Here is a 24,202-nt window from a genome sequence, read left to right as displayed (position 1 = left end):
TCCTCGTGGCTGACCTGGCTCGTGCTTCTGCTCGGAGGGTGCGCGGCGCCCTCCGCGTCCGTGGGAAGCGCCGCCGTCGCCCGTGGCACGGGAGTCTCCAGGCACCGCGCCCGGAGCTGACGCGGGCCCGGATCGCGGAAGTGCTCTGCCAGTACCAGCTGCTCCCGGAGCCCGTGCTCTCGCGCCTCCCGGAGTCCTACCGCCCCTCCGAGCTCATCCGGCAGGAGGACCTCGACTTCCTCCGGCGCCATCCCTCGTACCTGCCGGAGATGGACCTCGACCGGCCCGGCCTCCAAGCCGCGCTGTCCCGCTTCGTCGAGTGCTCGGTGGAGCGCGAGGTGGATGACGGCAACGGGCAGGCCGCCGGCTCCGTCCGGTACACCCGCCCCCGCTGGGAAGCCGCGTCGCTGAGGACGTCGCCCATCCTCAACCCCTCGTCGCCCACGCGGCGCCTCATCGCGCTGAATCAGTGGATCCACCGCCACCCCGAGACCACCACCACCTGGCAGACGGTGCTGTTCGAGCGTACGCCCACGGGCTGGCGCGCCGACTTCCAGCGTCCCGAGCAGGAGGCGCTCCACCCCCGCCAGATCCGGAGCTGCTCCGACCCGAGCCGTCCGGTGGCCCGGCTCTTCGGACCGGGGATGAGCATGCCCCGGCTGCTCTCGGGAAGCTGGCCCACGTACACCCGGGACGCGTACGAGGCGCGCGTGCAGGGACTGCTCATCGCCCAGTGCCGCATCACCACGGAGGGAGAGACGAAGGACTGCTGCATCAGCAAGCCCCTGCCGCACCTGGAGTGGGCCGTCCTCCGCCAACTGTCCGGCCTGCACTTCGAGCCCGCGACGGACGGGGGCGAGCCCATCGAGGTGGAGTACGTCTTCCGCCTGCGCTTCAGCCTCCCCCGCTGATGGACCGTGTCCAACCCGCCACGGTGTGAGTGGACGCGGGTGGGCTAGTCTCCCTTTCACGTGCCACGCGGATGCGTGAAGGGAGGATGTGCCCATGAAGGATGACGGACTGCGTCTCGCGTTCGAGCCGGATGACGACGGCACCGGGAAGCTTCATGCCAGTGTCCGCTCCCAGGGCTTCAGCGGGCAGGGCAGCGCCTGGTTCGGCACGGAGCAGCTCGAGCGGTTCGCCTCGGCGCTCGCGGCGTTTCCTCTGGCCGAGGAGGCCCGGACGGGCCTCGCCGGTGGATACTGGAGGAACGACCGGTTGGAGCAAATCCACCTGGCGATCTCCGCCTATCAGGTGGACGCTGCCGGCCACATCGGCGTCCGCGTTCGTGTCGCGACGACCGTCAGCCCCTCCGAGCGCCCGCAGTCCCAGCACATGACCGAGGTCGAGCTCCAGACGACCTATCATGAGCTGGAGTGCTTCAGCCGGGAGCTCCGGGAGCACCTCGCGGGAGAACGGGAGGACGCCTTCCTGCGAGCGGACGCGTGGACCTGAGCCTCTTTTCCCGCACTGCATGTCTCGGGGACGCCGCTATCATCCCGCCGCATGAACGTGCGTGTCACTCCTCCCGAAAGACAGACGACCCTGCGGCTGAACGACGGCCGCACCCTCGCCTGGTCCGAGTGGGGACCCGTCAACGGCCTCCCCGTCCTGTTCTGCACCGGCGCCGCCATGAGCGGCTCGCTCGGCTTCGGCGCGGATGCGCTCGCGGAGCTCGGCCTGCGGCTCCTCTCCATCGATCGGCCCGGCCTCGGCGCGTCCACTCCGCACCCGGAGAAGACCTTCGCCTCCTGGGCCGAGGACGTGCGCCAGCTGCTCACCGCGCTCGAGCCGCGGGACGTCACCGCCGTGGGATTCTCCCAGGGCGCACCGTTCGCGCTGGCGCTCGCGGGCCGAGGGCTCGTGAAGGCCGTGGCCCTCGTGTCCGGGCAGGATGACCTCGCCTGGCCGTCCCTCGCGCCGCGCCTGCACCCGGATGTGGCCTCGATGGTCCGCGCCGCCCGCCAGGACCCCGCCGGCTTCGAGCAGTCCTTCTCCCGCATGGCCACGTGGGACGGCCTGTGGCAGCTCATCCTCGGCATGAGCGGCGAGCGCGATCGGGCGCTCTACCTGAGTGACTCGTTCGGCCCGGCGTACCAGCGGGCCCTGCGCGAGGGCTTCTCCCAGGGCGCTCAGGGGTACGCGAGGGATCTCGTCAACGCGCTGAACCCGTGGCTGGTGGAGCCCGAGCACATCACCGTCCCGGTGGACCTCTGGTACGGCGGCGCGGACACCAGCACCGTCCACTCGCCCGACTTCGGCGCCACGCTGGCCACTCGCTTCCCCTACGCCACCCGTTTCCTGGAGCCCCAGGAGGGTGGCTCGATTCTCTGGACGCGCGCCCGGGACATCCTCGTGAGACTCCGGGGCCACGTCACCGCATCGGGGGCGTCACTCCGCTGACGCGGTCGGATGCGTCACCCCCTGGGCTCACCGAAACACCGGTGAGCCCACCGATGGCTCCTCGCAACACCCTGTGGGGGCTTGCTTCAGGGGGCCTCGGCCTGGAACGTCATGCCCGCGGCGCGCAGCCGCTCGACGAGCTTCATCCCCATGCACGAGGCCGGGGTCAGCAGCCCTCCGCGCTCCGGCAGCGCGTCCTCGGCGAGGCACAGCGCGGACTCGCCCAGCATCCACGACGTCGCCCCGTACCCCGGGTCCTGCTTCGCCCCCACGCGCGCTCGCACCCGCTCCCCCGCCGTCCCCACCCCGAGCAGCTCGATCTCGAACAAGCCGCTCTCCCGCTGCTCGCGGCTCGGCCCCTCGCCCGGTGCGGGCAGGAAGCGCTCGGCCAGCTTGCGCACCGGCCCGAACACCACCGCTCCCGACAGCGCCATGCCCACGCTCGTCGCCGCCGCCCGCGCCATTCCCCCCAGGCCCCGCCCCACGTCGATCGCCTCGTCGTAACGGAACTCGCGCCCGTAGGCGTAGCCGAGCAGCGCGTTGCTCCGCCGCACCACCCGCGTGTTCACCGGCGCCATGAAGAACGGCGCCAGCCACCGCCCCGTCTCCGGGTCTCGCCTCGGGCGGAGCCAGTCCCCGTGCCCCTTCCGCTCCGGCGCTCCCTCCGGGCTCAGCGAGAACGGATCCCCCATCACCCGGCGCACCGCGGGGTCACTCATCCGCTCCGCCGCGTAGAGCCCGCTGGCGATGGTTCCCCCACTCGCGCCGCCCTTCATCCGCCGCACCCGGTAGTGGGCCTCGGCCAGCCGCCCGCCCTTCGCGGCGAGCTGCTCGTGGAGCAGCAGCACCCCGAGGTCCGACGGGATGGAGTCGAAGCCGCACGAGGGGACGATGCGCGCCCCCGTCTCCACCGCGCGGGCATGGTGGGCGTCGATCATCTCCCGGACCCAGTGCGTCTCGCCCGTCAGGTCACAGTAGTGGGTGCCCTGCTCCGCGCACGCGCCGAGCAACAGGCTTCCATACCGGGCGTAGGGGCCCGCCGTGGTGCACACCACGCGCGTGCGCCTCGCGAGCGCGTCCATGGCCGCCTTGTCCAGGCTGTCACCCGCCACCAGGGGCAGCTCCTTCGCGGAGGGCTCCAGCGAGGCGAGCTCGTTTCGCACCCGCTCGAGCTTGTCGAGGCTCCGGCCGGCGAGGGCCCAGCGGAGCGAGGGGCGCTTCTTCACGAGGTACTCGGCGACGAGGCGTCCGGTGAACCCCGTGGCTCCGAAGAGCACGAGGTCGAACTCCCGGGCCTGGGTGCGGCGCTGCTCACGGTCTGTCATGCTCGCGGATGCAAGCACCGGAAGCACCCGAGCGGAAGGAAGGAGTACGTCCCATGCACCAGATCATCGACTGGCTGCGCACCGTGCCGCTGTGGCAGGCCGCCCTCGTCTTCCTGGCCAAGAATGCCCTGGTGCTCCTGCTGGCCGTGGCGCTCGGGGAGTGGCTGGTGCGGCGCTACTCCCACCGCCGCGTGGCCCCCGAGGCCCTTCCGCTCCAGCGCGAGGAGTGGGTGCTCGCCACGGTGTGCGTCGTGCTCAACTCGGTGGTGACGTTCGCCGGCCTCCTGCTGTGGCGCGAGGGGTGGATACACTTCCGGCTCGACTGGGGCCCCCGCGTGCTCGTGGACGTGCTGGTGCTCGTGGGGGTGATGGACCTGGGCATGTACCTGCTGCACCGCACCGCGCACCTGCCGCTGCTCTACGGCTGGCTGCACGCGCCCCACCACCGCTACGAGCGCGCCCGGCCCCTCACCCTCTTCGTCCTCAGCCCGCTGGAGGTGCTCGGCTTCGGCGCCCTGTGGCTCGCCGTGTGCGTGGCCTATGAGGCCTCGTGGGCCGGCATGCTGCTCTACCTCGTCTTCAACACGCTCTGGGGCCTGCTCGGACACCTGGGTGTGGAGCCCTTCCCGGATGGCTGGGTGCGCTGGCCCCTCCTGCGTGCCGTGGCCACCACCACCTTCCACGCCCGGCACCACCTGGACCTCGCCCACCACTACGGCTTCTACACCGTCGTGTGGGACCGGCTCTTCGGCACGCTCGCCCCGGACTACGAGGCCTCCTTCGCCCGCTCGCAGGTGGTGCCACCGGCTCACACGAGCGCGTCCAGCTCCTCCAGCAGCCGGTCCACATCCGCCTCGGTGTTATAGAGGTGCGGGGACACGCGGATGCTGTCACCGCGCACGCTCACGAACACCTTGCGCGCCGCCAGCTTCGCCGCCACGTCCGGCCCGTAGCCTCCCCGCCGCTTCAGCCCCACCATGTGCCCCGCCCGCTGTGACTCGGGCGGCACCTCCAGCGTCAGCGCCCTCGCCCCCTTCGCCACCCGCTCCGTCAGCGCGCGCAGCGTCTCCTGCACGTCCGCCACGCCCCACTTGAGCAACTGCCGCAGCGCCGCCATCGCCATCGGCACCAGCACGAAGTTGCTGCGCTCCCCCACATCGAAGCGCCTCGCCCCCGGCTGGAAGTCGTCCCGGTAGTCCACCAGCCGCGCGAAGTCCTCGCTCCCCCCGCGCATCAGCCAGTTGTGCTCGAGGGGCCGGCCCTCGCGGAACCTCGGCGCCACGTACAGGTAGCCCTGGCTGTACGGCCCCATCAGCCACTTGTAGCCCGCCGCCGCCAGGAAGTCCGGCTTCACCTCCGCCACGCTCAATGGCAGCGCGCCCAGTGACTGCGTCGCGTCCACCGCCAGCGCCGCGCCCACCTCGCGCGCCCGCTGCCCCACCCGCACCAGATCCACCACCCCTCCGTCCGTCCAGTGGCAGTGCGGCACCGCCACCAGCGCCGTGCGCTCGTCCAGCTCCTCCAGCAACGCCCGCGTCCAGTCCCCATCCTCCGGCCGGCGCACCGTCACCACCTGCCCTCCCGCGCGCTCCGCCAGCTCGCGCCACGGGTACACGTTGGAGGGGAACTCCTCGGCCAGCACCAGCAGCCGCTGCCCCACCTTCACCGGCACGTTCGCCGCCGCCACCGCCAGCCCGTAGCTCGCCGAGGGCACCAGCGCCACCCCGTCCGCGTCCGCCTCCACCAGCCGCGCGAAGAGCTTGCGCAGCGCCTCCGAGTCCGTGAAGAAGTCCTCCGGCTTCAGCAGCCACGGCTTCGCCTTGCGCATCACCGCTTCCTTCCCCACCTCGCTCACCTCGTGCAGCTGCGGGGACATGTACGCGCAGTTGAGCCACGTGACGTCATCGGGCAGGTCGAAGAGGTGGCGCTGGGCGGGAAGGATCATGGCCGCGCGAGCATAGCCCGCGCGCCCGCCTCCGCGGCGTCCGGCGGCAGCTCCACGGTGAACGTCGAGCCCTTCCCCACCTCGCTCTCCACCAGGATGGAGCCCCCCAGCGCGCTGACAATCTGCTGGGTGATGTGCAGCCCCAGCCCCAGCCCGCCGTAGTGGCGCTCGGACACCGCGCGCTCGAACTTGCCGAAGATGCGGCCCCGGTGCTCCGGCGCGATTCCAATCCCCTCGTCCCGCACCGACAGCCTCGCCACCCCGTGCCCCCACCCCACGTGCACGTGGATCGGCCGGCCCGCGCCGTACTTCAGCGCGTTGGTCAGCAGGTTCGTCACCACCTGCTCCAACCTCGACCGGTCCCACCTCCCCACCACCCGCTCCCCGTCCATCAGCTCCACCCGGCAGCCCGCCCTCACCGCCTCGGACGACAGCTGCTCCAGCACCTCGCGCGCCACCGCCCCCAGGTCCACCTCCTCCAGGTGCAGCGGCAGCCGGCCCCGCGCCAGCTTCGACACGTCCAACAGATCATTCACCAGCCCCGCCAGCTTGCGCACCTGCGACTCGCAGCTGCGCACCGCCCGGAGAATCCGCTCGGGCGGCACCGGCTCACCCCCCTGTGCCTCCACCCCCCGCCTCAGGCCCTGCAGTTGCAGCCGCAGCGGCGTCAGCGGCGTCTTCAGCTCGTGCGAGGCCACCGCGAGGAACTCGTCGCGCAGGCGCACCGCCCGCTGGGACTCCAGGAAGAGCCGCGCGCTCTCCAGCGCCGCCGCCAGCCGGTGGGCCAGCTCCTGCCCCATGGCCAGGTCCTCCGGCCCCTGGCGCCGCCGCGGCATGCACGTGCCCAGCGTGACGAGCCCCAGCCCCCGCTCGTGCGAGCGCAGCGGCACCACCATCACCGAGCACACCTCCCCCGCCTCCATCACCTGCTCCAGCGGCACGAAGCCCGACGACACCTCCCGCCACGTCTCCGCGCGGAAGTCCTGGAAGAGCAGCGGCTCGCCCGAGTGCAACGCCTCCAGCAGCCGGCCCCCGGAGTCGTGCGGCGAGGGCGTGGGCCAGGCCCGCAGCAGCTTCAGCTCCCTCGCGGGGTCCTCATGGGCCGCCGCCGCGCGCCGCAGCCCCCCCTCGGGCGTCACCAGGTCGATGACACACCACGAGGCCACCGACACACTCGCCAGGCACGCCACGTGCTGGAGCGTGGCGTCCGAGACCTCCAGGGACTGGCCCAGCACCCGGCTGGCCGTGGCGAGGAAGCGCACCGCCCCCTCCGCGCGCTTGAGGTCCGACAAATCCAACACGAAGCTGAGGATGCGCTCCTGCTCCTCCACCCGCGCCGAGCCCGTCAGCACCGGTACGCGGCTGCCATCCCGGCGCAGCAGCTCCAACTCGAAGGCGGAGGCCACCCCCGCGCGCCCACAGCTCGCGCAGCCCGCGCTCCCCCACCTCCCGCCCCTCGGGCGGCACCAGCGCCTGCCACCGCAGCCCTCCCCGCTCCAGCACCTCGCGGCCATGCCCCACCAGCGAGAGGAAGGCGTCATTGGCCTCGTGGATGCGCCCCTCCGCGTCCGAGAAGGCCAGCCCCATCATGTCCGACTCCATGATGCGGCGGAACACGGCCTCGCCCTGGCGCAGGGACGTCTCCAGGCGCAGCCGCTCGGTGATGTCCTCCATCAGCGCCACGGCGGCCGTCACCCGGCCCTCGGCGTCGCGCACCGGCCCGGCGCTCACCGACAGGCTGAAGCGCGAGCCGTCCGGGCGCGCCACCTCCATCACCTCGCCGCGCACCACCTCGCCCCGGGTGAGGGCCCGCACCAGCGGCCACTCGTCGGGGGAGTAGGGCCGCCCGTCCGCGTGGAAGCCCGTCCTGGCCGTCGTGTACTCCTCCTTGCTCCAGTTGGCGGGCACGGTCTCCCCGTGGAGCCGCACCGCCTGCGCGTTGCCCATCACCAGCCGGCCCTCCGGCGCCTCGGCGAGGATGACGGCCTGGGGCAACTGCTGCAGCACGGCTTGAAGGCGGTTGCGCTCCAGCTCCATCCGCCGGCGGTGCGCCTCGGCCTCGGCCCGGGCCCGCTCGGCCTGCTCGCGCAGCTCGCGCTCGCGGGCGTAGAGGTGGGCGCGCTCCAGCGCCTGCGCGCACTGCCGCGAGACGAGGCAGGCGAAGTCCCGGTCCTCCGCCGCGAAGCCCCGCTCCCGCTCGAAGCCGAGCGTCAGCACCCCCAGCACCCGCCCCTCCACGTCCAGGGGCAGGCTGGCCCACGCCCGCTGGGGGTTCAACGGCACGCCCTCCATCGACGGGTAGCGCTCGAGCAGCACCTGCGGGGACTCCATCCAGACGGGCTCGCCCGTGCGCGCCGCGTCGGCGATGGGCACCGGCATCTCCAGCGGCACGCAACTCCAGCCATCGAGATCCAACTGGGGTACCCCCACCAACTGGACGAGCCGCAGCACTCCCGGCTCCTCCCACAGGTAGATGGAGCACTCGGCCGCGCCCATGGCCGGCCCCGCCTGCTGGACGATGACGCGGGCCACCTGCTCGGGCGTGAGCGCCTGCGACAGCTTGCTCGTCACCTTCTGGAGCCGCAGCAGCCGCTCCATGGCCCGTCGCGTACTGTGCGGCCGCGTGTCGCTCACCCGTACCCCAGGGGCAGCAGAGTCCACCCGTTCAACAGCGCCCGCGCCTTTTCTTCCTCCTGCCCTGGGGGGTAGGTACTCACCGGGGTACGAGGGAGGGCACGGGCCCCCGGCCGGAGGCACGCCCGCTCCCCGGAGCCCGGGGACTACAGCCGCGACACCGAGGCGTAGCCGCTGAAGAGCTCGCTGGCGAATCTCGCGCGCTCTCCATCCTCGGCCCGGCGGATGTAGTCGTTCAACACGCGCCCGCCCTGCTCGCGTTTCGTCGGGAAGCGCAGGTTCATCCGCGAGCGCTTCACCCCACTGCCGCCGCGGTGCACGAAGACCACGGTGCCGTCGCGCTCCACCGACTCGATGACGCCCACGTGCGTCAGCCCGTCGTTGCGCTCCCCGTCGCGGTTGCGGTCATACGTCTCGCGGAAGAAGACGATGTCGCCGGGCTTGGGCGTGCGCTGGTGCAGGGCCCCCGCGCGTTGCGCGCGCCGGTGGATGGCGCTCACCGCGTTCTCCCCGGGCCGCGTGCCGTGCGAGAGCAGCTCGATGCCCACGGCCTGGTAGGCGGCGCGCACCAGGCCGGAGCAGTCGTCCGGGACGCGGTACGCCGTGAGCGAGGCGCCCACGAGCTTCCCCGCGCGGGTGGCCACACGGCGTCCCTTGGGCAGGGGGGCCGCGGGCCGCTTCTTCTGGGCGGGTGTGGCCTTCACCACCGGCTTCGCCGTGGCCTTCTTCGACTTCGCCGCGGGCGTCACCGGTCCACGCGATGCGGCCACGGCCGGAGCCGAGCCGAGCACCGCGAGCATCAATGGCAGCAGGAGCTTGCGAAGCATCATCCGGGCAGACGAGCGTACCGCCCGGCGCATTCACTCGCGAGCGGCCGCGGCCGTGGCTTCCCGTGCCCGCCTGTTCACCAGACTACGGCTCGCGGGTAGGTGCGTGGGCGTGGGCGTGGGGAATCCGGGTTCCCCAGCACCCTCACCCCGTCCCTATCCAGAGGGGAGAGAGGAAGTGGGGAGGTGTCCCCGCAGGTGGGTCATCTACGTCCGCAGCCGTCCCAGCAGCCAGCTTCCGCCCACCAGGCTCAGCACCGTGCCCAGCGTCTTCGCCGGGCTCCCGAGCAGCCTCGACTCCAGCACGTCCACGCGGTCCGCCATCAACAGCAGCATCACGTGCCGTACCCGGTTCTCCGGTATCGCGTACGCCACCCGCCGCAGCACCCCGCTCAACCCCTTGGGCGGCGCCGCCGTGCCGAACGCCGGTGTCAGCTCATCCAGCTCCGCCCGCTTGAACACGGGGAAGTCCGGCGGCGGCTGGCGCTCCGGCCTGTGCCAATGCGCGCCCCCGCGCGGCTCCGGCTTCAACAGCATGGGCACTCCGGGCCGGTTCTCCGGGTCTCCGTCCACGCCCCAGCCCGGAATGTCCGCGTGCACCTGCTCCGCCGTCGTCATGTCCTGCTCATGCTCAGCAGCCATCCCGTGTCTCCTCACGCATGCCCGTGCGGCAGCAGCACGCACTTGATGCACCCATCCCGCTTCTTCTCGAAGAGCTCGTACGCCCGCGGCAGCTCGGCGAGCGGGAAGCGGTGCGTGATGATGCCCCTGGCGTCGATGCGCCCCGCGCGGATGTGCTCCAGCAGGTGCGGCATGTAGCGCTTCACGTTGCACTGGCCCATGCGCAGCGTCAGTCCCTTGTTCATCGCCGTGCCGATCGCCACCATGTTCCACGGCGGCCCGTACACGCCGATGATGGACACCGTGCCGCCCTTGCGCGCGGATTGAATCGCCCAGTTGATGGCCGTGGGCGAGCCCGCCTCCAGCTTCAGCTTCACGCCCAGGATGCTGTGCATCGCCGAGCCCTCCGCCTCCAGGCCCACCGCGTCGATGCACACGTCCGGCCCGCGGCCGCGCGTCAGCTCCTTCAAGGTGGCGACGATGTTCTCCTCGTCCTTGAAGTTGAGCGTCTCCACCTGCGCGTACTTGCGCGCGAAGTCCAGCCGGTACTCCAGGCTGTCCACGGCGATGACGCGGCCGGCGCCCAGCAGCCATGCCGACTTCATGGCGAACAGGCCCACCGGGCCCGCGCCGAACACCACCACCGTGTCCCCCGGCTGGATGTTGCCCATCTCCGCCCCCTGGTAGCCCGTGGGCAGGATGTCACTGAGGAAGAGCACCTCCTCCTCGTCCATGTCGTCCGGAATCTTCATGGGCCCCACGTCCGCGAAGGGCACGCGCACGTACTGCGCCTGGCCGCCCTCGTAGCCCCCCGTGGTGTGCGAATACCCATACACCCCCGAGGCCATCTCGCTGTTGGGGTTGGTGTTCTCGCAGCAGGCCGTCAGCCCGCGCTGGCAGTAGAAGCAGGTGCCGCACGAGATGTTGAAGGGCACCACCACCCGGTCCCCCGGCTTGAGCGTGCGCACCGAGGTGCCCACCTCCTCCACCACCCCGGCGAACTCGTGGCCGAAGGTGCACCCCACGCGCGTGTCCGTGATGAAGCCGTGCAGCAGGTGCAGGTCCGAGCCGCAGATGGCCGAGCGCGTCACCCGCACGATGGCGTCATTGGGGTGGAGGATGACCGGGTCCGGCTTGTTCCCCACCGAGACGCGGTAGGGCCCCTCGAAGATCATGGCTTGCATTGTCCGCTTCCCTCCCTGTCGCCGTCCCTGCCGTCCGCGGCGATGCACGGACAAGCTACGCACCGTGCTCGCGCGGGGGCCCCGGGGACATGCGGGCCGCGCAGCCCACTCCGTCCCAGCAACGGCCGCCGGAGGGCTCCCCTGCCCGGCCGCCCTCTTGCGCACCGCGGCACCCGCGCACAGGCCATCCCCATCGGTTCAACGCCACGCGCCGGCGTCTGGGAATGGCTGTTCCCGGGGGAGAGTGCAGGCCGTACAATCGGGAGCCGGAGAGCCACCACGTGTTGCCCTACTTCCCCTTCGAGCAGGACAGCTACGCGATGACGCTGGGCGTGCGCGCGCTCCGCCCCGGCGAGACCCTCATCGAGGTCGACGAGGCGCACTACGCCCGGGAGCTCGCCCTCAAACAGGCCCACCTCTCCGCCAACCTCCACGCCCGCTTCCAGGCCCTGCCCGGCACCGAGCCCCACCAGTGGGAGACGGTGACGGAGCTGCTGCCCCTCCTGGCGCGCCAGCACCCCCGGCACTTCGCCCTGGAGGTGGAGGGCGGGCGCTGGCACTGGCGCAACCTCCTGCTCGGCACGGAGACACGCTTCACCCCGGGGGACTCGGGCAGCCTGCCCCTGGCGCCGCTGGACTGGCTGGGCCGGCAGGTGCAGGAGGACCTGTTGCTGATGGACGGCACGCGCGAGGGCCTGCCGATGATGGCCGGGCAGCTGTGCTTCCCCTCCATGTGGAGCCTGGACGAGAAGATGGGGCGCTCGCTGCTCGACATCCACGCGCCGGTGCCGGGCTTCGGTGAGAAGCTGGGCGTGGCCACCACGCGGCTGATGGAGGGCCTCAAACCCGGGCGCACCGTCACCCGCTGCAACTGGGCCATCACCGTCACGGACCGGATGGACCTCGAGCCCTGGAGCTTCCCCGAGTGGCGGCACCTCTTCGAGGGGATTACTCCGGACAACGCCGGGGAGCGGTGCTTCCTGCGGCTGGAGCGGCAGACGCTCTCGTTGATGCCGCGCACGGGCGCCATCCTCTTCACCATCCATACCTACAGTGCCCCCGTGGCCACCGAGGTGGAGGATCCCGCGCGCCGCCGCCGGCTCGCCGGGGTGCTGCGCACCGTGCCCGCCGACACGAGCACCTACAAGCGGCTCACCCCCTTCCTCGCGCCGCTGCTGGCCTGGCTCGACGCCGAGCCCGTGCCCCGCGCGGTCAACTCCTGACAGCGGCCCGCGAACGAGGCTTCCCGTCGCGCCATGGACAAGCGAATACTCCGGCCTCCTGGTCGGAGGAGCTCCATGAGACGGACGACGGGCCTGCTTCCCCTTTGCCTCGCGCTGTGGCTCGCGGCCCCGGCGCTCGCCAGGGACCTGGTGGAGCTGCCGGCGGGCCGGGTCTACTCGGTGAAGGTGGACGCGGACGCGCGGACGCTGTGGATCGCCCTCGCCCCGCCCGCCGGTGGCACCCTGGAGGGATTGGACATCGGCGAGAAGCCCATCGACGTGGGGCTCGGCGACTGGCACGACAACGCGCTGCGCGAGGCCTTCACCGCCACGCTCTCCGAGTCCGCTCCCGGGCAGCACCCCGGCATCTCGCTGACGGTCGAGCTCGCGAAGCTGCCGCAGCCCGGCACCTATGACGTGCAGCTCTCCCTGCGGCAGGGACAGGAGCAGCAGTACCTGAAGCTGCAGGTGCTCGTCCCCGAGGCCCGGCTCCGGGCGCAGGCGACGCCCCTGATGGAGCGGGTCATCGGCCTGTTCAATCGACACCAGGACACCCCGGGCCTCTTCACGCTCTCGGAGACGAGCGGGCGCTCGCGGGTGACGCACCTGTCCATCCAGCCCGTCACGGCGGCCACCTCGGGAGACACCACCCTCACGGGGTCCCTGAGCTTCGACACGGCTCGCGGCACGCCGCCCGTCCCGGTGGTCATCCCGCCGGGAGGCTCCGCGGACATCTCCTATAAGGTGAGCGGGGACTTCCCGGTGGGCACCGCGAAGGGCACCGTGGAATTGCTCTCGCCCCAGCTCCAGACGCCGCTCACCGTCACCTACGAGGTGCGCACCCGGCGGACGGTGCTCTGGGTTCCCCTCCTGCTCGTCCTGGGCCTGTTGACGGGCTACCTGCTGCGCACGTGGCTCAAGTACCAGGTGGAGCTGAACGAGAAGCGCGTGGAGGCGGAGGCGCTCCGGCTGAAGCTCGACGAGGAGCGGCGTCTGCGGCCGGATCCGCTCTACCTCAAGTCGCTGGAGGAGGTGGGCGCGCCGCTCGCGCAGTTGCGGACGCTGGACGTGAAGGGGCTCTCCGAGCAGCTCCCCCAGGTGGAGCAGCAGTTCGAGGCGGCCCGCGCGGAGTTCGACAGACGCCAGGCCGAGACCGAGGCCCGGCTCACCGAGGCGGAACAGCTCCTCTCCATCGCCTGGTCGCTCCCGCCTTCCACCCAGGAGACCCTCGGGAAGGCGCGCGAGGCGCTCGCGGCCAGCCGGAAGTGGCTTGAGTCCCACTCCGTGGCGGCGGCGGACCAGGAGCTCGAGAGCCAGCTCGCGCTGCTCGCCCAGGCGCTCCGGGAGAAGCTGCGGACCTGGCGGGGAGCCGTGGACACCCAGCTCGCCCGCTTCGATGACGCGCCGCTGCCCCTGAGGCAGGAGGACCAGAAGGCGCTCTCCGAGCAGATCGAGCACCTCCACGACGCCTTGAGACAGATTCCCCTGGACGCGGCCCAGCTCGACCTGCGGGCCGTGCTCTCGGGCGCCCACGATGCGCGCACGATGCTGCTCAACACCGAGCCCCAGCTCCGAGCCCAGCTGCTGCGGATCCTCTACGGCGTGCGGGACGTCTTCGACGCGGGGGGCGTTCCCCTGGGTGGGCTGGAGCAGGAGCTCCAGGAGTGGTCCCGGCCGCGGAACGGCACGGTGGAGGAGCAGCTGGCGTGGCTCATCGACCGAAGCCGTCCGTTGGAACGGGTGTTGAAGCAGGTGACGGTGGCACCGCTCGGGAGCACACCGGACGACGCGGCGCGGGAGCTCATCGACCACCGGCGCTATGTGGAGCTCGCGGCCCTGGTGGTCAAACACAGGCAGGAGCAGGAGGCGGTCCATCGAGGCTCGCCGATCCTCGAGTCGTTCTCCGGCGATGATCAGCAGGCACCCCAGCGCTCCGTGGCGATTCCCCTCCCCACGGTCCCCGCCATTCCGCCGGTGACGTTCCCGGAGAGTCCGCAGGGATTGCTCGGGGCGATTCCCGAGGCGCTGAGCCGACTGCTCCAGCGGGTCCGTCAGCCGGCGGCCCCCGTTTCTCCCGTGGTGGGCCATGCACTGGCCTTCAAGGCGCTGCTGCGGGCCAAGGCGGCGCGGACGATCATCGCGGGAATCGGAATCCTCGCGGTGGGCTTCTTCCTGTTCGCCGAGAAGTTCACCGGCACCGCGCAGGACCTGGCCGCGGTGTTCGTCTGGGGCTTCACCATCGACGTCAGCGTGGATGCCCTGGTGGATGTCATGTCCAGGGGAATGAAACAGACGTAGGAAGGAGCGCCACCCCTCGCCGCAGTGGCGCTCTCTCCGTTCTCAATAGCAGACGCCAATCGGGATGTACCGGCACATGCCATCCATCCCGCAGGTGTCCGTGGTGCACGCCTTCCCGTCATTGCACTTGCCGCTGTCCACGGCGTCGGCGGGACACGTGGCGCTCGTGCCTGTGCACTTCTCCACCACATCGCAGTCCCCCCGCGCCGCGCGGCAGACGGAGCCCGCGGGCTGGAGCCTGTCCACCGGGCACGCCGGAGTCACGCCGTCACACGTCTCGGCCGGGTCGCAGGCTCCCGCCGAGGCATGGCACACCGTCCCCGCCGCCACCTTCCGGTCCCCGGGGCACGAAACCCCCTGGCCATCGCACCGCTCCTCCACATCACACGCGCCCCGTGAAGGCCGGCAGACGATGTCGTTGCCGATGCGCTTGTCCGCCGGGCACACGCCCGCGGTGCACACCTCCTCCTGGTCGCACACGCCCGCCGCCGAGCGGCACGTCCTGCCCTGACAGTCCGGGTCCGCGCAGTCCACGAGCCCATCGCAGTCATCATCCTTTCCGTCCCCACACAGGAGCTCGGTGGCGCCGCCCGGGCAGGCACAGCTCGCGCCGCCGCACACCTTCCCATTGGCACCGCAGGACTTCGCCCCACAGTCCGGGTCCGCGCAATCCACGAGGCCATCACAGTCATTGTCCTGCCCGTCGCCGCACCGGCTCTCGGTCTGCTCCGTCTTCGCGCACACGCACGTGCCCGTCGCCGTGTCACACCGGGGCGTCGGGCCCCCGCACTGCGCATCCCCCACACAACTCACACAGGCGCGCCGGGCCGCATCACACGACCCGGAGCAGCTTTCACAGGCCGCGCCTCCCTTGCCGCAGGCCGCGTTCGCCGTGCCCGGCACGCACGTGTTCCCCTGGCAGCAGCCGTCCGCGCAGGACTTCGCATCACAGACGCACTGGTTCCCCACGCACCGCTGCCCCTGCCCACACGTCTCGCACGCGCCCCACGTCCCGTCCGCCCCGCACGTCTGCACTCCCGCGCAGCCCTCCTCGCAGGCGCGCTTCGCCCCCACCGCGCACTTCGCCTCCTCCTCCGGTTCCTCGGCGCACACGCCGGCGATGCACTGCATGCCCCGGGGACACTCCCAGCCCTGCTCGGGTGCGCACCGCAGCTCCCCGGGCTCCACCGGCCCGCAGGCCATCACCCCGCCCAGCAACCCCACGCAGCACAGCAGCCACTGCGCGCCCCGACCGCCCACCCCTGCTCCCACGCCTCGACCCATCACGATGACTCCCCCAACCCTGGCACCACGCCAGCGAATGCTTCGAGGCACCGCTCGAAGCAACCGGCCTGCCAACGCCCTCCTCCGAGGAGAAACACGCCCCTTCCCACCTCGCGGCCCATCCCCCGCGAGAGATGCTCATCCCGCGGGAGCGACAGCCCCCCGTGTCACCGGCTCGCCGCAGCCCGCTCCAACCAGAGCAGGCCCAGCTCGAGCGGTACCGCGTCGAAGGGCTCGGCGCACCTCCTCGCCTGTCCGGAGGGCTCCACCCCCCCGTGACTTCAGAAGTCTACCCATCCATCTGACATTTCAGGTAGGGTAGGGTCACCTGGCGTGATGGGCAACGAGCCAGGACAACCGGCGGCCGGGGCCACGCGCTCCGAGCCGCCCGCATGGGAGACACGAGAATGATCGGCAGAGCGGAATGGGCTGGAGGCGGCAAGGTGGGGCGCATCGGCGGCTGGGCCTGCGCGATGACGGCACTCGCGGGGAGCGCCGTGCTGCTCTGGCCTCGTCCCCCCGAGCCCTCCGCGGCGAAGCACGCGTCCACCGTCGCCGAGACGGCCCTCAGCGAGCCCCTCCTCTTCCTAGACCAGGGGAACGAGACGCCGGTGGTCATCGGCTACCCGCTGCCGGAGGCGCCCTTCCCGGGGCAGCGCAAGCCGCCGTGCGAGCCGCCCTCGGAGGAGCTGCACGGCCACTGCTGGGTGCGGATCGCGCACGCGCTCCCCTGCCCTCGCGGCACGGGCGTGCACGAGGGCGGGTGCTACCTGCCCGTGAGTGACAATCGCCCCGCCCCTCGCCAGCTCCTGCCTTGCGAGGAGCCGAGGGCCCTCACTCGCTGGACATGTTGCTGAGCTCGAGCACCACGGCCGCGGCCAGCGGAACCAGCAGGACCGTGGGGAACAAGAGGGCCGCCACCCCCAGGAACCCCGCGAGCACCGGCACCAGTCCCAGCAAGGCCGTGCCGAGCGCCCTCCAGAAGGAGCCACGTCCCGACAACAGGGCGTGGCCCCCGAAGGCCCCCACCACCGCGCCCAGGGGCGCCACCGCGGCGCCGCACATCCAGGTCACGTTCCCGATGAACCCGGCGGCCCTGCCCAGCGGGTAGCCCAGGGCCTTGTCGAGGGCATGGCCCCCCTCCATCCCGAGCCACGCCCCGAGCCCCAACCCCACCCCGCCCAGCACCGCCGCCACGAGGCAGCGCGCCAGATTGAAATGCCTCGGCCTCATTCCCCGCCGCCCCTCACGCGGGCCCCGTGGCCGAGCTCGAGGCCCACGGCCACGACCACCGGGAGCAGGAGCAGCATCGGGAGCGCGAGGCCCCGGAGCATCAGGGACACCAGGAGTATCGGCGCCAGTCCCACGAGGAGCGCGCCGAGTCCCGCCCAGAGGGAGCCACGTCCCGCGAGCAGGGCGTGGCCTCCGAACGCACCGAACACCGCGCCCAGGGGCGCGGCCAGCACGGTGCACAGCAGGGTCAGGTGCCCGAAGTGCAGGAAGTCACCCGAGCCGCCCATCGGTTCGCCCAGCATCTCGTCCAGGGCACCGACCGCATACAACCCGAGCCACGCTCCGAGCCCCAGCCCCAGTCCGCTCGTCACCATCGCGACGAGGCAGCGCAGGACGCCGAGGAACGCGGAAGGGCGCTCCTCGTGTTCTCCCGGTCCCCTGCTTCCCATGCTCGAATGCCTCCCGCTCAGACGATGGCGGCCAGCGGCTCGGGCCCGGCGTCGAGCACCTCGCGCAGCCGCCGTCCTGCACTCTATCCGGGCGCATCTGTGCGGGGCACCGATGCACACACCCACATGAAAAGCACCGACAAAACCCACCCCCTCCACAACTTTGCGCGCGGGGGATCGACAATCGGTCAGGAGGTATGATCTATCTCCCACCTGTGCGCGTTCGCTGTCTCCGCTCCTGCTCGACGGGCTCTTCAGTGAAGAGACTCTGCACCGTGGCCCATCAACCCACTGGTCGAGAACCTGCTCGCTCGCCTGCCGTAGCGCTGTCAGACCCGACAGTATTATCTGGTGACTGATGGATGGCTCTTTTCCAGCTGAGCGCCTCCCTGAACTCGTCCAGCTCATCTGCCAATGGGCTGCCGAACGTGACGAGGTGTTGACCCCGATTCGCCTCGTCAAGTTCCTGTACCTCGCGGATCTCTACTACGCGCGCAAAACAGGGGGCAGCACGTTGACCGGGTGGCCCTGGAAGTTCGTCCATTTCGGACCTTATTGCGCAGAATCACTGAACGCGATCGACAAAGCCGTAGCCCTAGGTCTCATCGAGAAACAAGCCTACGAATCGAGGCACACCGGCGAGGAGCGATTCGTCTACCGAGGGCGTCGCCCGAAGTCCGAGCTGCCAGCCGAGCGCATCCTCGATTCGTTCTCGATGTCCGTTACCTCCGGGATGAAAGCAGCTGTACGAAAGTGGGCCGATGATACTCCCGGCCTGCTGACGCATGTGTACTTCGAAACCGAGCCGATGCAGCACATCGAGCCAGGAGACACACTGGATTTTCGGAAGGCACAGACTCCACAGAAGGTTGTTCGTGTACCCGCCATGAAGCTCTCCGCGAAACAGATGAAGCAAGCTCGCGAGGCCTTGGCATCGCTCCGTCGCCGAACGCTGGATGAATCTCCAAGAACCCCCGTGGACACTGGGCCTCACGATGAAGCATTCCTCCAAGCAGCGGCTTACGAGGACGTGAGCGAGAACAGCCCGGAGTTCTCTGGGGTCGTCACATTCGGCGACCTGCGACAGCCAGACCTTGAGGACTGAAGTCGTATGAGTCTCACGACGCTCATCAGCCCTTTCTACAAGCCGCTGAATCAGAACTCCTTCCGCCAGATACCGACGTTGGGTCAACTCGCCTGGGTGCCAGTCCCAGTGTATCCGCCGATCCCCCAGATTCTGGACGTCGAGCGCGACAAACCACGAGAGCATGAATCCGCCCGCGCCCAGATTCGAAACGTGACGCGAGACGACTTCAAACGGCGTCAGGGACTTCCCGTCTATCGGCTGCAACTCGCCGATAATGAGGAATTGATGGTGCAAAAAGCCAAGCGAAGGCTTGCCATCATCGTTGCTGCTGTAGGTACCGCTTTTGACGATGTTGACCCGCTCCTTCGCCAAGCAGGCAAGAAGCACCTCCAAGAGCGGAATGTCTTGGTCGCCCCTCTCTACGGAATCCAATCCGACGAGCATCCCAAGGGCTTTCCTGAAGTGATGCGGCATCGGATCGATGCACTGCTCTACAGCCAGTTCTTCTTCTGTCCGGCGAATAGCGCTCCCAGCGTTTACGACGGTGTCGCACGGCTGGACCGTCTTTTTCCCGTCGTTCCGAAAGATCCCGCTGCATACGACCCGCTGCCCCTGGCCCTTGCAGATGAAGCGCTATCTGTTCTCCTAGCGCTGCTCCGGCTTCGGTTTGGCTCGAAAAGCGAGCCCGAAATCAATGAACTCAGAGAACTACTCCAGGACTCCATCCCAGAGGAGTTCCGTCCTACGCGGTAGAAGACCTCCGAAGCAGAGGAACGTGAGCCTCCGGCTCAAACGATGGCGGCCAGCGGCTCGGGCCCGGCGTCGAGCACCTCGCGCAGCCGCTTCACTCCCCGCTCCAGCTGCGCGCGCGTGCGCGGGGCGCCGATGCACACCCGCACCGCCGCCGGCACCGGCCCCGTCCCCGTGGTGAACAGCTCCGCCGACGACACCGACACCCCGTTGCGCCGCGCCTGCGCCACGAACTCCTCGCTGCGCCGGCCCTCGGGCAGGCCCAGCCACAGGTGGTAGAGCGGGGCCAGCGCCGCCCTCGGCAGCTCGCGCCCGAGCAGCCCGCGCACCAGCGCCAGCCGCTCGCACACCTCCTGCCGCTGGCGCACCACCAGCTCGTCCGCCGTGCCGTCCTCCACCCAGCGCGCCAGCACCTCCGCCATCAGCGGCGTCGTCATCAACGAGGCCAGCCCCACCTCCTCGGCCAGCCGCTCGCCCCGCGCCCGCGCCGGTGCCACCAGGTAGCCGATGCGCAGCCCCGGCGTGAGCAGCTTGGACACCCCGGCGATGAAGTAGCTCGCCTCGGGCAGGAAGGTCGCCAGCGGCGGCGGCCGGCTCTCCGGCAACAGCCCGTACGCGTCGTCCTCCAGCACCAGCACCCCGTACTTGCGCGCCACCTCGGCGATTCTCCGCCGCCGCTCCTCCGGCTGCACCGCGCCCGTCGGGTTGTGGCACGTGGGCTGGGTGTAGAGCAGCTTCACGCCCACCCGGCACGCCGCCTCGAAGGCCTCGGGCACCAGCCCCTGCGCGTCCATGGCCACGCCCTGCAACCGCAGCTGGAAGCGCCGCGCCATCACCTTGATGCCCGGGTACGTGAGCGTCTCGGTGGCGAGCGTGTCCCCCGGCCGGGTGAGCGCCGCCAGCGCCACCTCCATGGCATGGTGCCCGCCCGCGCACACCACCACCTGCTCCGGCCTGGCCTGCAGCCCGAAGCGCGAGGCCCACGCCGCTCCTGCGACGCGGTGCGCCGTGGTGCCCGCGGCCGGCTGGTAGCCCAGCAGCTCCGACAGGCGCGGCGTCCGGCCCAGCTCCTCCAGCGAGCGGCGCAGCGCCTGGCTGGCCGGGTCACCCTCGGGCGTCGCCGGGGCGTTGATGCCCAGCTCCACGGGCGAGTCGTCATGCGCCAGGTCCACCGGCGAGGGCATGTGCACGGGCACCTCGCGGTCCCTCACGTACGTGCCGCGGCCCACCTCGCCGCTCACCAGGCCCCGCTTCTCGGCCTCGGCGTACGCGCGCGTCACCGTGCCCACCGTGACGCCCACGCGCTCGGCCAGCTCCCGGTGCGTGGGCAGCCGCGTGCCCGGACCCAGACGCCCCGCGTCAATGTCCTCCGAGAGAGCGTCCGCGATGGCCCGGTACAGCGGACCGTTGCGTCCTCGAAGCTCCGGCATCCAACTTGTCATGGTGACAATCGATACACTTGACGGGACAAGGCTGCCAACGTAACTGATTGTCTCGATTCTACCCTGGATTGTCACGACATTCCGGGGTGGAAGCGCGAACCGAGGAGTCGAAGCATGTTGCCCATCGAGGTCCAGCGCGCCCCCACCCTGAAGCCCAAGCCTCCGTCCGAGGGGCTCGGTTTCGGCAAGTACTTCACCGACCACATGTTCCGGATGGAGTACTCGCCGGAGCGTGGCTGGCACCAGGCGCGGATTCTTCCGCACGGGCCGCTGGGGTTGGATCCGGGCGCGGCGGTGCTGCACTACGCGCAGGCGGTGTTCGACGGCTCGAAGGTGTTCCGCGGCAAGGACGGGCAGCTGCGCGCCTTCCGCATCATGGACCACTGCAAGCGCCTGTACACGAGCGCCGAGCGGCTGGCCATGGCGCCGGTGCCGCCGGAGATGGCCCGCGAGGCGATTGAGGCGCTGGTGAAGGTGGAGGCGGACTGGGTGCCGAGCGCCCCGGGCACGGCGCTGTACGTGCGGCCGACGGTGATCGCCTCGGAGGCGTTCCTCGGGGTGAGGCCGGCGGACAAGTACACCTTCTTCATCATCCTGAGCCCGGTGGGCAGCTACTTCTCGGGCGGCGCCGAGCCGGTGCGCATCTGGGTGGAGCAGCAGGCCACGCGCGCGGCGAAGGGCGGCCTGGGTGGCGCGAAGGCGGCGGCCAACTACGCGGCGGGCCTGCAGGCCTCGATGGAGGCCAAGAAGCGGGGCTACGCGCAGGTGCTGTGGCTGGACGCGGCCGAGCACCGGTACATCGAGGAGGTGGGCACGATGAACCTCTTCGTGCGCATCGGCGACGAGGTGATTACGCCGCCGCTCGAGGGCACGTTCCTGCCGGGAATCACGCGCGAGAGCGCGCTGGCGCTGATGCGGGACTGGGGCATGAAGGTCAGCGAGCGCAAGCTGTCGGTGGACGAGATGCGCGAGGCGCACAAGAAGGGCGAGCTGCGCGAGGTGTTCGGCACGGGCACGGCGGCGGTGATTTCGCCGGTGGGCGCGCTGGGCTTCCGCGAGGGCCAGCTGGTGATTGGTGACGGCAAGGTGGGCGAGGTGTCGCAGCGCCTGTACGACACGCTCACCGCCATCCAGTACGGCACGCATCCGGACCGCCACGGCTGGATGACGGTCATCCAGTAGCCGAGGTTGTGCGCGGACTCCCTCTCCCTCTGGGAGAGGGCGGGGGGTGAGGGTCGTCCCCGCGCACGGTGTCGACGCGGGGCGTGGATCTGCTATGGCGCGCGGCCATGACCACGGATGTGCAGCTGGAGAGGCGCGGGCCGGTGGGACTGGTGACGCTCAACCGCCCCAAGGCGCTCAACGCGCTGGACCTGGGGATGATTCGCGCGCTGCACCCGGCGCTCGAGGCGTGGGCGAAGGACAGCCAGGTGAAGGCGGTGGTGATTCGCGGAGCCGGGGGCCGGGCCTTCTGCGCGGGCGGTGACGTGCGCGCCGTGGCGCTGTCGATGGGCTCGCCCGCTCCCGCGGGACAGGAGCCGCTCGCGCGCGCCTTCTTCCACGAGGAGTACCGGCTCAACCACCTCATCCACCACTACCCCAAGCCGTACATCGCGCTGGTGGACGGCATCAGCATGGGCGGAGGGCTGGGGCTGTCGGTGCACGGCTCGCACCGCGTCGTCACCGAGCGGCTGGTGCTGGCCATGCCGGAGACGGCGATCGGCCTGTTCCCCGACGTGGGCGGTGGCTGGTTCCTCCCGCGCTTCCCGGGCGAGGCGGGCACGTACCTGGGACTCACGGGCACCCGGTGCAACGCCGCGGATGCGATGTGGCTCGGGTACGGGACGCAGCACGTGACGCACGAGCGGCTGGAGGCCGTGGTGGAGGCGCTCGCGGCGGCGGACTGGAGCACGGACGAGGCGCGCGCGGTGGCCACGCGGGTGCTGAATGGCTTCGCCTCCGAGCCGGGGACTTCGCCCCTGAGCGCGCACGCGGAGGCCATCGACCGGTGCTTCGCGAAGGACCGCGTGGAGGACATCCTCGCGGCGCTGGAGGCCGAGGGCACGCCGTGGGCCACGGAGACACGGGCCACGCTGGGGCGCATGTCACCCACGAGCCTGAAGGTGACGCTGCGCCAGCTGCGGCTGTGCCGGGGCAGGCCGTACGACGAGACCGTGACGGTGGAGTACCGGCTGAGCCAGCACGTCACCGCGCTGCCGGACTTCCGCGAGGGCATCCGCGCGGTGCTCGTGGACAAGGACAACACGCCCACGTGGAACCCGCCCACGCTCGCCGGGGTGCGCGAGTCCGACGTGGAGGCGTGCTTCGCGCCGCTTGGCGCGCGGGACCTGGTAGCGCCGTAGCAGGCCGCTGTGTCCTCCAGGGAGAAGGACCTGCTTCAGGGCTTGCTGACGAGCAGGTCTCGTAGGCGCTCTGGGACCATGCCACCGCGGAGTTGCTGGGTCTCGACCGCGGTTCGAATGCCCTCCATCGTCGCGATCGACTCGAGGAACGGAATGGCCTCGGTCCGCATGAACTCCGCAATGAGCGCTTCACGCTCTTCCGGGCTCATGGCCGTGTCCACGAAGTTCAACGCCTGCTCCAGCGCCTTGGCTTTTTCGGTCCGCAAGGAGGTGGCGCGCTGTCTGATGTGGCACTGATACTCCTTGGGTGCCTCATTCTCTCCCAGCAACCTCACCCATACCCCCAGATTGATGTAATGGACGTCGCCATACTGTGACTTCTGGAGGTTGACGACCAGAATGGTGTCCTGACATGGCTTGTGCCAGGTATTGGCGCGCCCCTTGTAATCGGCCTTGCGCAACTCCCGCGCCATCACCGTCCTGTTCAGAGAGGTCGAATCCTTCATGGCTCCCCCGTGTACGACGTGGCAGGATTGCGGTGCTTCCGTGGTGAAGAGGCGCTCGTCCTCAAGTGCGCCAGGAACAAGGCTGGAACCTGAAAACAGCAACAGCGCGGCCGTGAACAGCAAGAACCGGCTCGTCAGCCGCTCTCCTGGTGCCGGATAGTGCATGGAAGTCCCTTCACATGATGGCGAGATGACCGTGACATCTCCCTCTTGTTCCGCCAGAGCCACTTGAGAAACAGCGGCACCGCCAACACGGCCTGGTCTTCCATCAAGAGCACACCGAGCCGAAGCCGGAGAAGTGAGAGGAACCAGCGTCGCTCAACTGCTCGGCTTCGCCCAGAACGAGTGATCGCGATGGCCAGAATACGCACGAAGCCGAGGTCCATGCAGTTGCATTGGCCTTACGGCCAGCGCCAGACGGCGTTCACTGGCAACTCCCGGTTCAGCACGGCGGCCCCTTCCTTGGAGCCTTCATGTTTGGGCACGAGCCCGCGCTGGTCGCCCAGCACGATGCACACGGGGTACTTCCGTCCATCGGGCAGCACGGCCAGGGTGTAGCGGCCCATGACGGCCGGGCGCTTCCAGATCTCTCCCATTCTTCGAGAGGAGACGTCGTAGATGTCGGGGC

At 70.4% G+C, this 24,202-nt stretch carries 23 protein-coding genes and 1 pseudogene; 11 read left to right on the top strand and 13 right to left on the bottom strand.

Annotated elements, in window-relative coordinates; all coding sequences use genetic code 11:
- Nucleotides 1-140 precede the first annotated feature (140 nt).
- The 3 genes from VFZ09_RS33525 to VFZ09_RS33515 all read left to right on the top strand — a co-directional run bounded on the left by VFZ09_RS33525 (nt 141) and on the right by VFZ09_RS33515 (nt 2,403).
- Entirely contained in the window at nt 141-911 is a 771-nt protein-coding gene (locus tag VFZ09_RS33525) for an energy transducer TonB (RefSeq protein WP_329731804.1), read from the top strand.
- Nucleotides 912-1,005: 94 nt separating this feature from the next.
- Nucleotides 1,006-1,455, top strand: a complete 450-nt coding sequence (locus VFZ09_RS33520; RefSeq protein WP_329731803.1) for a hypothetical protein — start codon at nt 1,006-1,008, stop codon at nt 1,453-1,455.
- A 51-nt stretch (nt 1,456-1,506) separates the two neighbouring features.
- Nucleotides 1,507-2,403, top strand: a complete 897-nt coding sequence (locus VFZ09_RS33515) for an alpha/beta fold hydrolase (protein WP_329731802.1) — start codon at nt 1,507-1,509, stop codon at nt 2,401-2,403.
- 86 nt (nt 2,404-2,489) lie between these two features.
- On the opposite strand, the gene VFZ09_RS33510 is transcribed toward VFZ09_RS33515, so the two are convergent.
- Entirely contained in the window at nt 2,490-3,728 is a 1,239-nt protein-coding gene (locus VFZ09_RS33510) for a saccharopine dehydrogenase family protein (RefSeq protein ID WP_329731801.1), read from the bottom strand.
- A 53-nt stretch (nt 3,729-3,781) separates the two neighbouring features.
- On the opposite strand from VFZ09_RS33510, the gene VFZ09_RS33505 reads away from it, so the two are divergent.
- Nucleotides 3,782-4,594 carry a sterol desaturase family protein gene (locus VFZ09_RS33505; RefSeq protein ID WP_329731800.1) on the top strand — a complete coding sequence of 271 codons (813 nt, stop codon included), beginning with the start codon at nt 3,782-3,784 and terminating at the stop codon, nt 4,592-4,594.
- Here the strand turns inward: VFZ09_RS33505 and VFZ09_RS33500 are convergent.
- The 6 genes from VFZ09_RS33500 to VFZ09_RS33475 form a co-directional block, all read right to left on the bottom strand.
- Nucleotides 4,537-5,673 (bottom strand): aminotransferase class V-fold PLP-dependent enzyme, encoded by a 1,137-nt coding sequence (locus tag VFZ09_RS33500; protein WP_329731799.1) that lies wholly within the window; start codon nt 5,671-5,673, stop codon nt 4,537-4,539. The genes VFZ09_RS33505 and VFZ09_RS33500 overlap by 58 nt on opposite strands.
- Nucleotides 5,670-6,839: a GAF domain-containing sensor histidine kinase gene (locus VFZ09_RS33495; protein WP_329731916.1), complete on the bottom strand. Its 1,170-nt coding sequence runs from the start codon at nt 6,837-6,839 to the stop codon at nt 5,670-5,672. Before VFZ09_RS33495 ends, VFZ09_RS33500 begins: the two co-directional genes overlap by 4 nt.
- Nucleotides 6,769-8,271 carry a PAS domain S-box protein gene (locus tag VFZ09_RS33490; RefSeq protein ID WP_329731798.1) on the bottom strand — a complete coding sequence of 501 codons (1,503 nt, stop codon included), beginning with the start codon at nt 8,269-8,271 and terminating at the stop codon, nt 6,769-6,771. The genes VFZ09_RS33495 and VFZ09_RS33490 overlap by 71 nt, the downstream gene beginning before the upstream one ends.
- A gap of 182 nt (nt 8,272-8,453) precedes the next feature.
- Nucleotides 8,454-9,137: a CHAP domain-containing protein gene (locus VFZ09_RS33485; protein WP_329731797.1), complete on the bottom strand. Its 684-nt coding sequence runs from the start codon at nt 9,135-9,137 to the stop codon at nt 8,454-8,456.
- Nucleotides 9,138-9,341: 204 nt separating this feature from the next.
- A complete protein-coding gene (locus VFZ09_RS33480; RefSeq protein ID WP_329731796.1) occupies nt 9,342-9,776 on the bottom strand; it encodes a hypothetical protein in 435 nt (144 codons plus the stop codon).
- An 11-nt stretch (nt 9,777-9,787) separates the two neighbouring features.
- Entirely contained in the window at nt 9,788-10,939 is a 1,152-nt protein-coding gene (locus VFZ09_RS33475) for a zinc-dependent alcohol dehydrogenase (RefSeq protein ID WP_329731795.1), read from the bottom strand.
- Nucleotides 10,940-11,220: 281 nt separating this feature from the next.
- Between VFZ09_RS33475 and VFZ09_RS33470 the strand changes: the two genes are divergently transcribed.
- Both VFZ09_RS33470 and VFZ09_RS33465 read left to right on the top strand, forming a co-directional pair.
- Complete coding sequence (locus VFZ09_RS33470) at nt 11,221-12,162, top strand: DUF3445 domain-containing protein (RefSeq protein WP_329731794.1); 942 nt, start codon at nt 11,221-11,223, stop codon at nt 12,160-12,162.
- A 75-nt stretch (nt 12,163-12,237) separates the two neighbouring features.
- On the top strand, nt 12,238-14,460 hold the full coding sequence (locus tag VFZ09_RS33465; RefSeq protein ID WP_329731793.1) for a hypothetical protein: 2,223 nt from the start codon (nt 12,238-12,240) through the stop codon (nt 14,458-14,460).
- A 42-nt stretch (nt 14,461-14,502) separates the two neighbouring features.
- On the opposite strand, the gene VFZ09_RS33460 is transcribed toward VFZ09_RS33465, so the two are convergent.
- On the bottom strand, nt 14,503-15,747 hold the full coding sequence (locus tag VFZ09_RS33460) for a hypothetical protein (protein WP_329731792.1): 1,245 nt from the start codon (nt 15,745-15,747) through the stop codon (nt 14,503-14,505).
- Between the two features lie 404 nt (nt 15,748-16,151).
- Here VFZ09_RS33460 and VFZ09_RS33455 point away from each other — a divergent pair, with 404 nt between their 5' ends.
- Nucleotides 16,152-16,601 (top strand): hypothetical protein, encoded by a 450-nt coding sequence (locus VFZ09_RS33455; protein WP_329731791.1) that lies wholly within the window; start codon nt 16,152-16,154, stop codon nt 16,599-16,601.
- Here VFZ09_RS33455 and VFZ09_RS33450 read toward each other — a convergent pair.
- Both VFZ09_RS33450 and VFZ09_RS33445 read right to left on the bottom strand, forming a co-directional pair.
- Nucleotides 16,579-16,977 (bottom strand): hypothetical protein, encoded by a 399-nt coding sequence (locus tag VFZ09_RS33450; protein WP_329731790.1) that lies wholly within the window; start codon nt 16,975-16,977, stop codon nt 16,579-16,581. The genes VFZ09_RS33455 and VFZ09_RS33450 overlap by 23 nt on opposite strands.
- Nucleotides 16,974-17,426: a hypothetical protein gene (locus VFZ09_RS33445; RefSeq protein ID WP_329731789.1), complete on the bottom strand. Its 453-nt coding sequence runs from the start codon at nt 17,424-17,426 to the stop codon at nt 16,974-16,976. The genes VFZ09_RS33450 and VFZ09_RS33445 overlap by 4 nt, the downstream gene beginning before the upstream one ends.
- Nucleotides 17,427-17,784: 358 nt before the next feature.
- Here VFZ09_RS33445 and VFZ09_RS33440 point away from each other — a divergent pair, with 358 nt between their 5' ends.
- The gene (locus VFZ09_RS33440) at nt 17,785-18,531 is read left to right on the top strand and encodes a hypothetical protein (protein WP_329731788.1); all 747 of its coding nucleotides are present in this window, start codon (nt 17,785-17,787) and stop codon (nt 18,529-18,531) included.
- Nucleotides 18,532-18,537: 6 nt separating this feature from the next.
- Nucleotides 18,538-19,266: a hypothetical protein gene (locus VFZ09_RS33435; RefSeq protein WP_329731787.1), complete on the top strand. Its 729-nt coding sequence runs from the start codon at nt 18,538-18,540 to the stop codon at nt 19,264-19,266.
- Nucleotides 19,267-19,301: 35 nt separating this feature from the next.
- Here the strand turns inward: VFZ09_RS33435 and VFZ09_RS33430 are convergent, their stop codons facing one another.
- Nucleotides 19,302-20,693: a PLP-dependent aminotransferase family protein gene (locus tag VFZ09_RS33430; protein WP_329731786.1), complete on the bottom strand. Its 1,392-nt coding sequence runs from the start codon at nt 20,691-20,693 to the stop codon at nt 19,302-19,304.
- A gap of 126 nt (nt 20,694-20,819) precedes the next feature.
- On the opposite strand from VFZ09_RS33430, the gene VFZ09_RS33425 reads away from it, so the two are divergent.
- Both VFZ09_RS33425 and VFZ09_RS33420 read left to right on the top strand, forming a co-directional pair.
- Nucleotides 20,820-21,887, top strand: a complete 1,068-nt coding sequence (locus VFZ09_RS33425) for a branched-chain amino acid aminotransferase (RefSeq protein WP_329731785.1) — start codon at nt 20,820-20,822, stop codon at nt 21,885-21,887.
- Between the two features lie 107 nt (nt 21,888-21,994).
- Nucleotides 21,995-23,068, top strand: a complete 1,074-nt coding sequence (locus tag VFZ09_RS33420; protein WP_329731915.1) for an enoyl-CoA hydratase/isomerase family protein — start codon at nt 21,995-21,997, stop codon at nt 23,066-23,068.
- A gap of 35 nt (nt 23,069-23,103) precedes the next feature.
- Here the strand turns inward: VFZ09_RS33420 and VFZ09_RS33415 are convergent, their stop codons facing one another.
- Together VFZ09_RS33415 and VFZ09_RS33410 are read right to left on the bottom strand one after the other, a co-directional pair.
- Complete coding sequence (locus tag VFZ09_RS33415; RefSeq protein ID WP_329731784.1) at nt 23,104-23,739, bottom strand: DUF4304 domain-containing protein; 636 nt, start codon at nt 23,737-23,739, stop codon at nt 23,104-23,106.
- A 236-nt stretch (nt 23,740-23,975) separates the two neighbouring features.
- Nucleotides 23,976-24,202: pseudogene (locus tag VFZ09_RS33410) on the bottom strand (serine/threonine protein kinase); the annotation flags it as partial.

The organism is Archangium sp. (assembly GCF_036277355.1).
In the GTDB taxonomy this organism is placed as follows: domain Bacteria; phylum Myxococcota; class Myxococcia; order Myxococcales; family Myxococcaceae; genus Archangium.
Note: the sequence above shows the minus strand (reverse complement) of the source record. Positions and strands in the feature narration are given on the sequence as shown.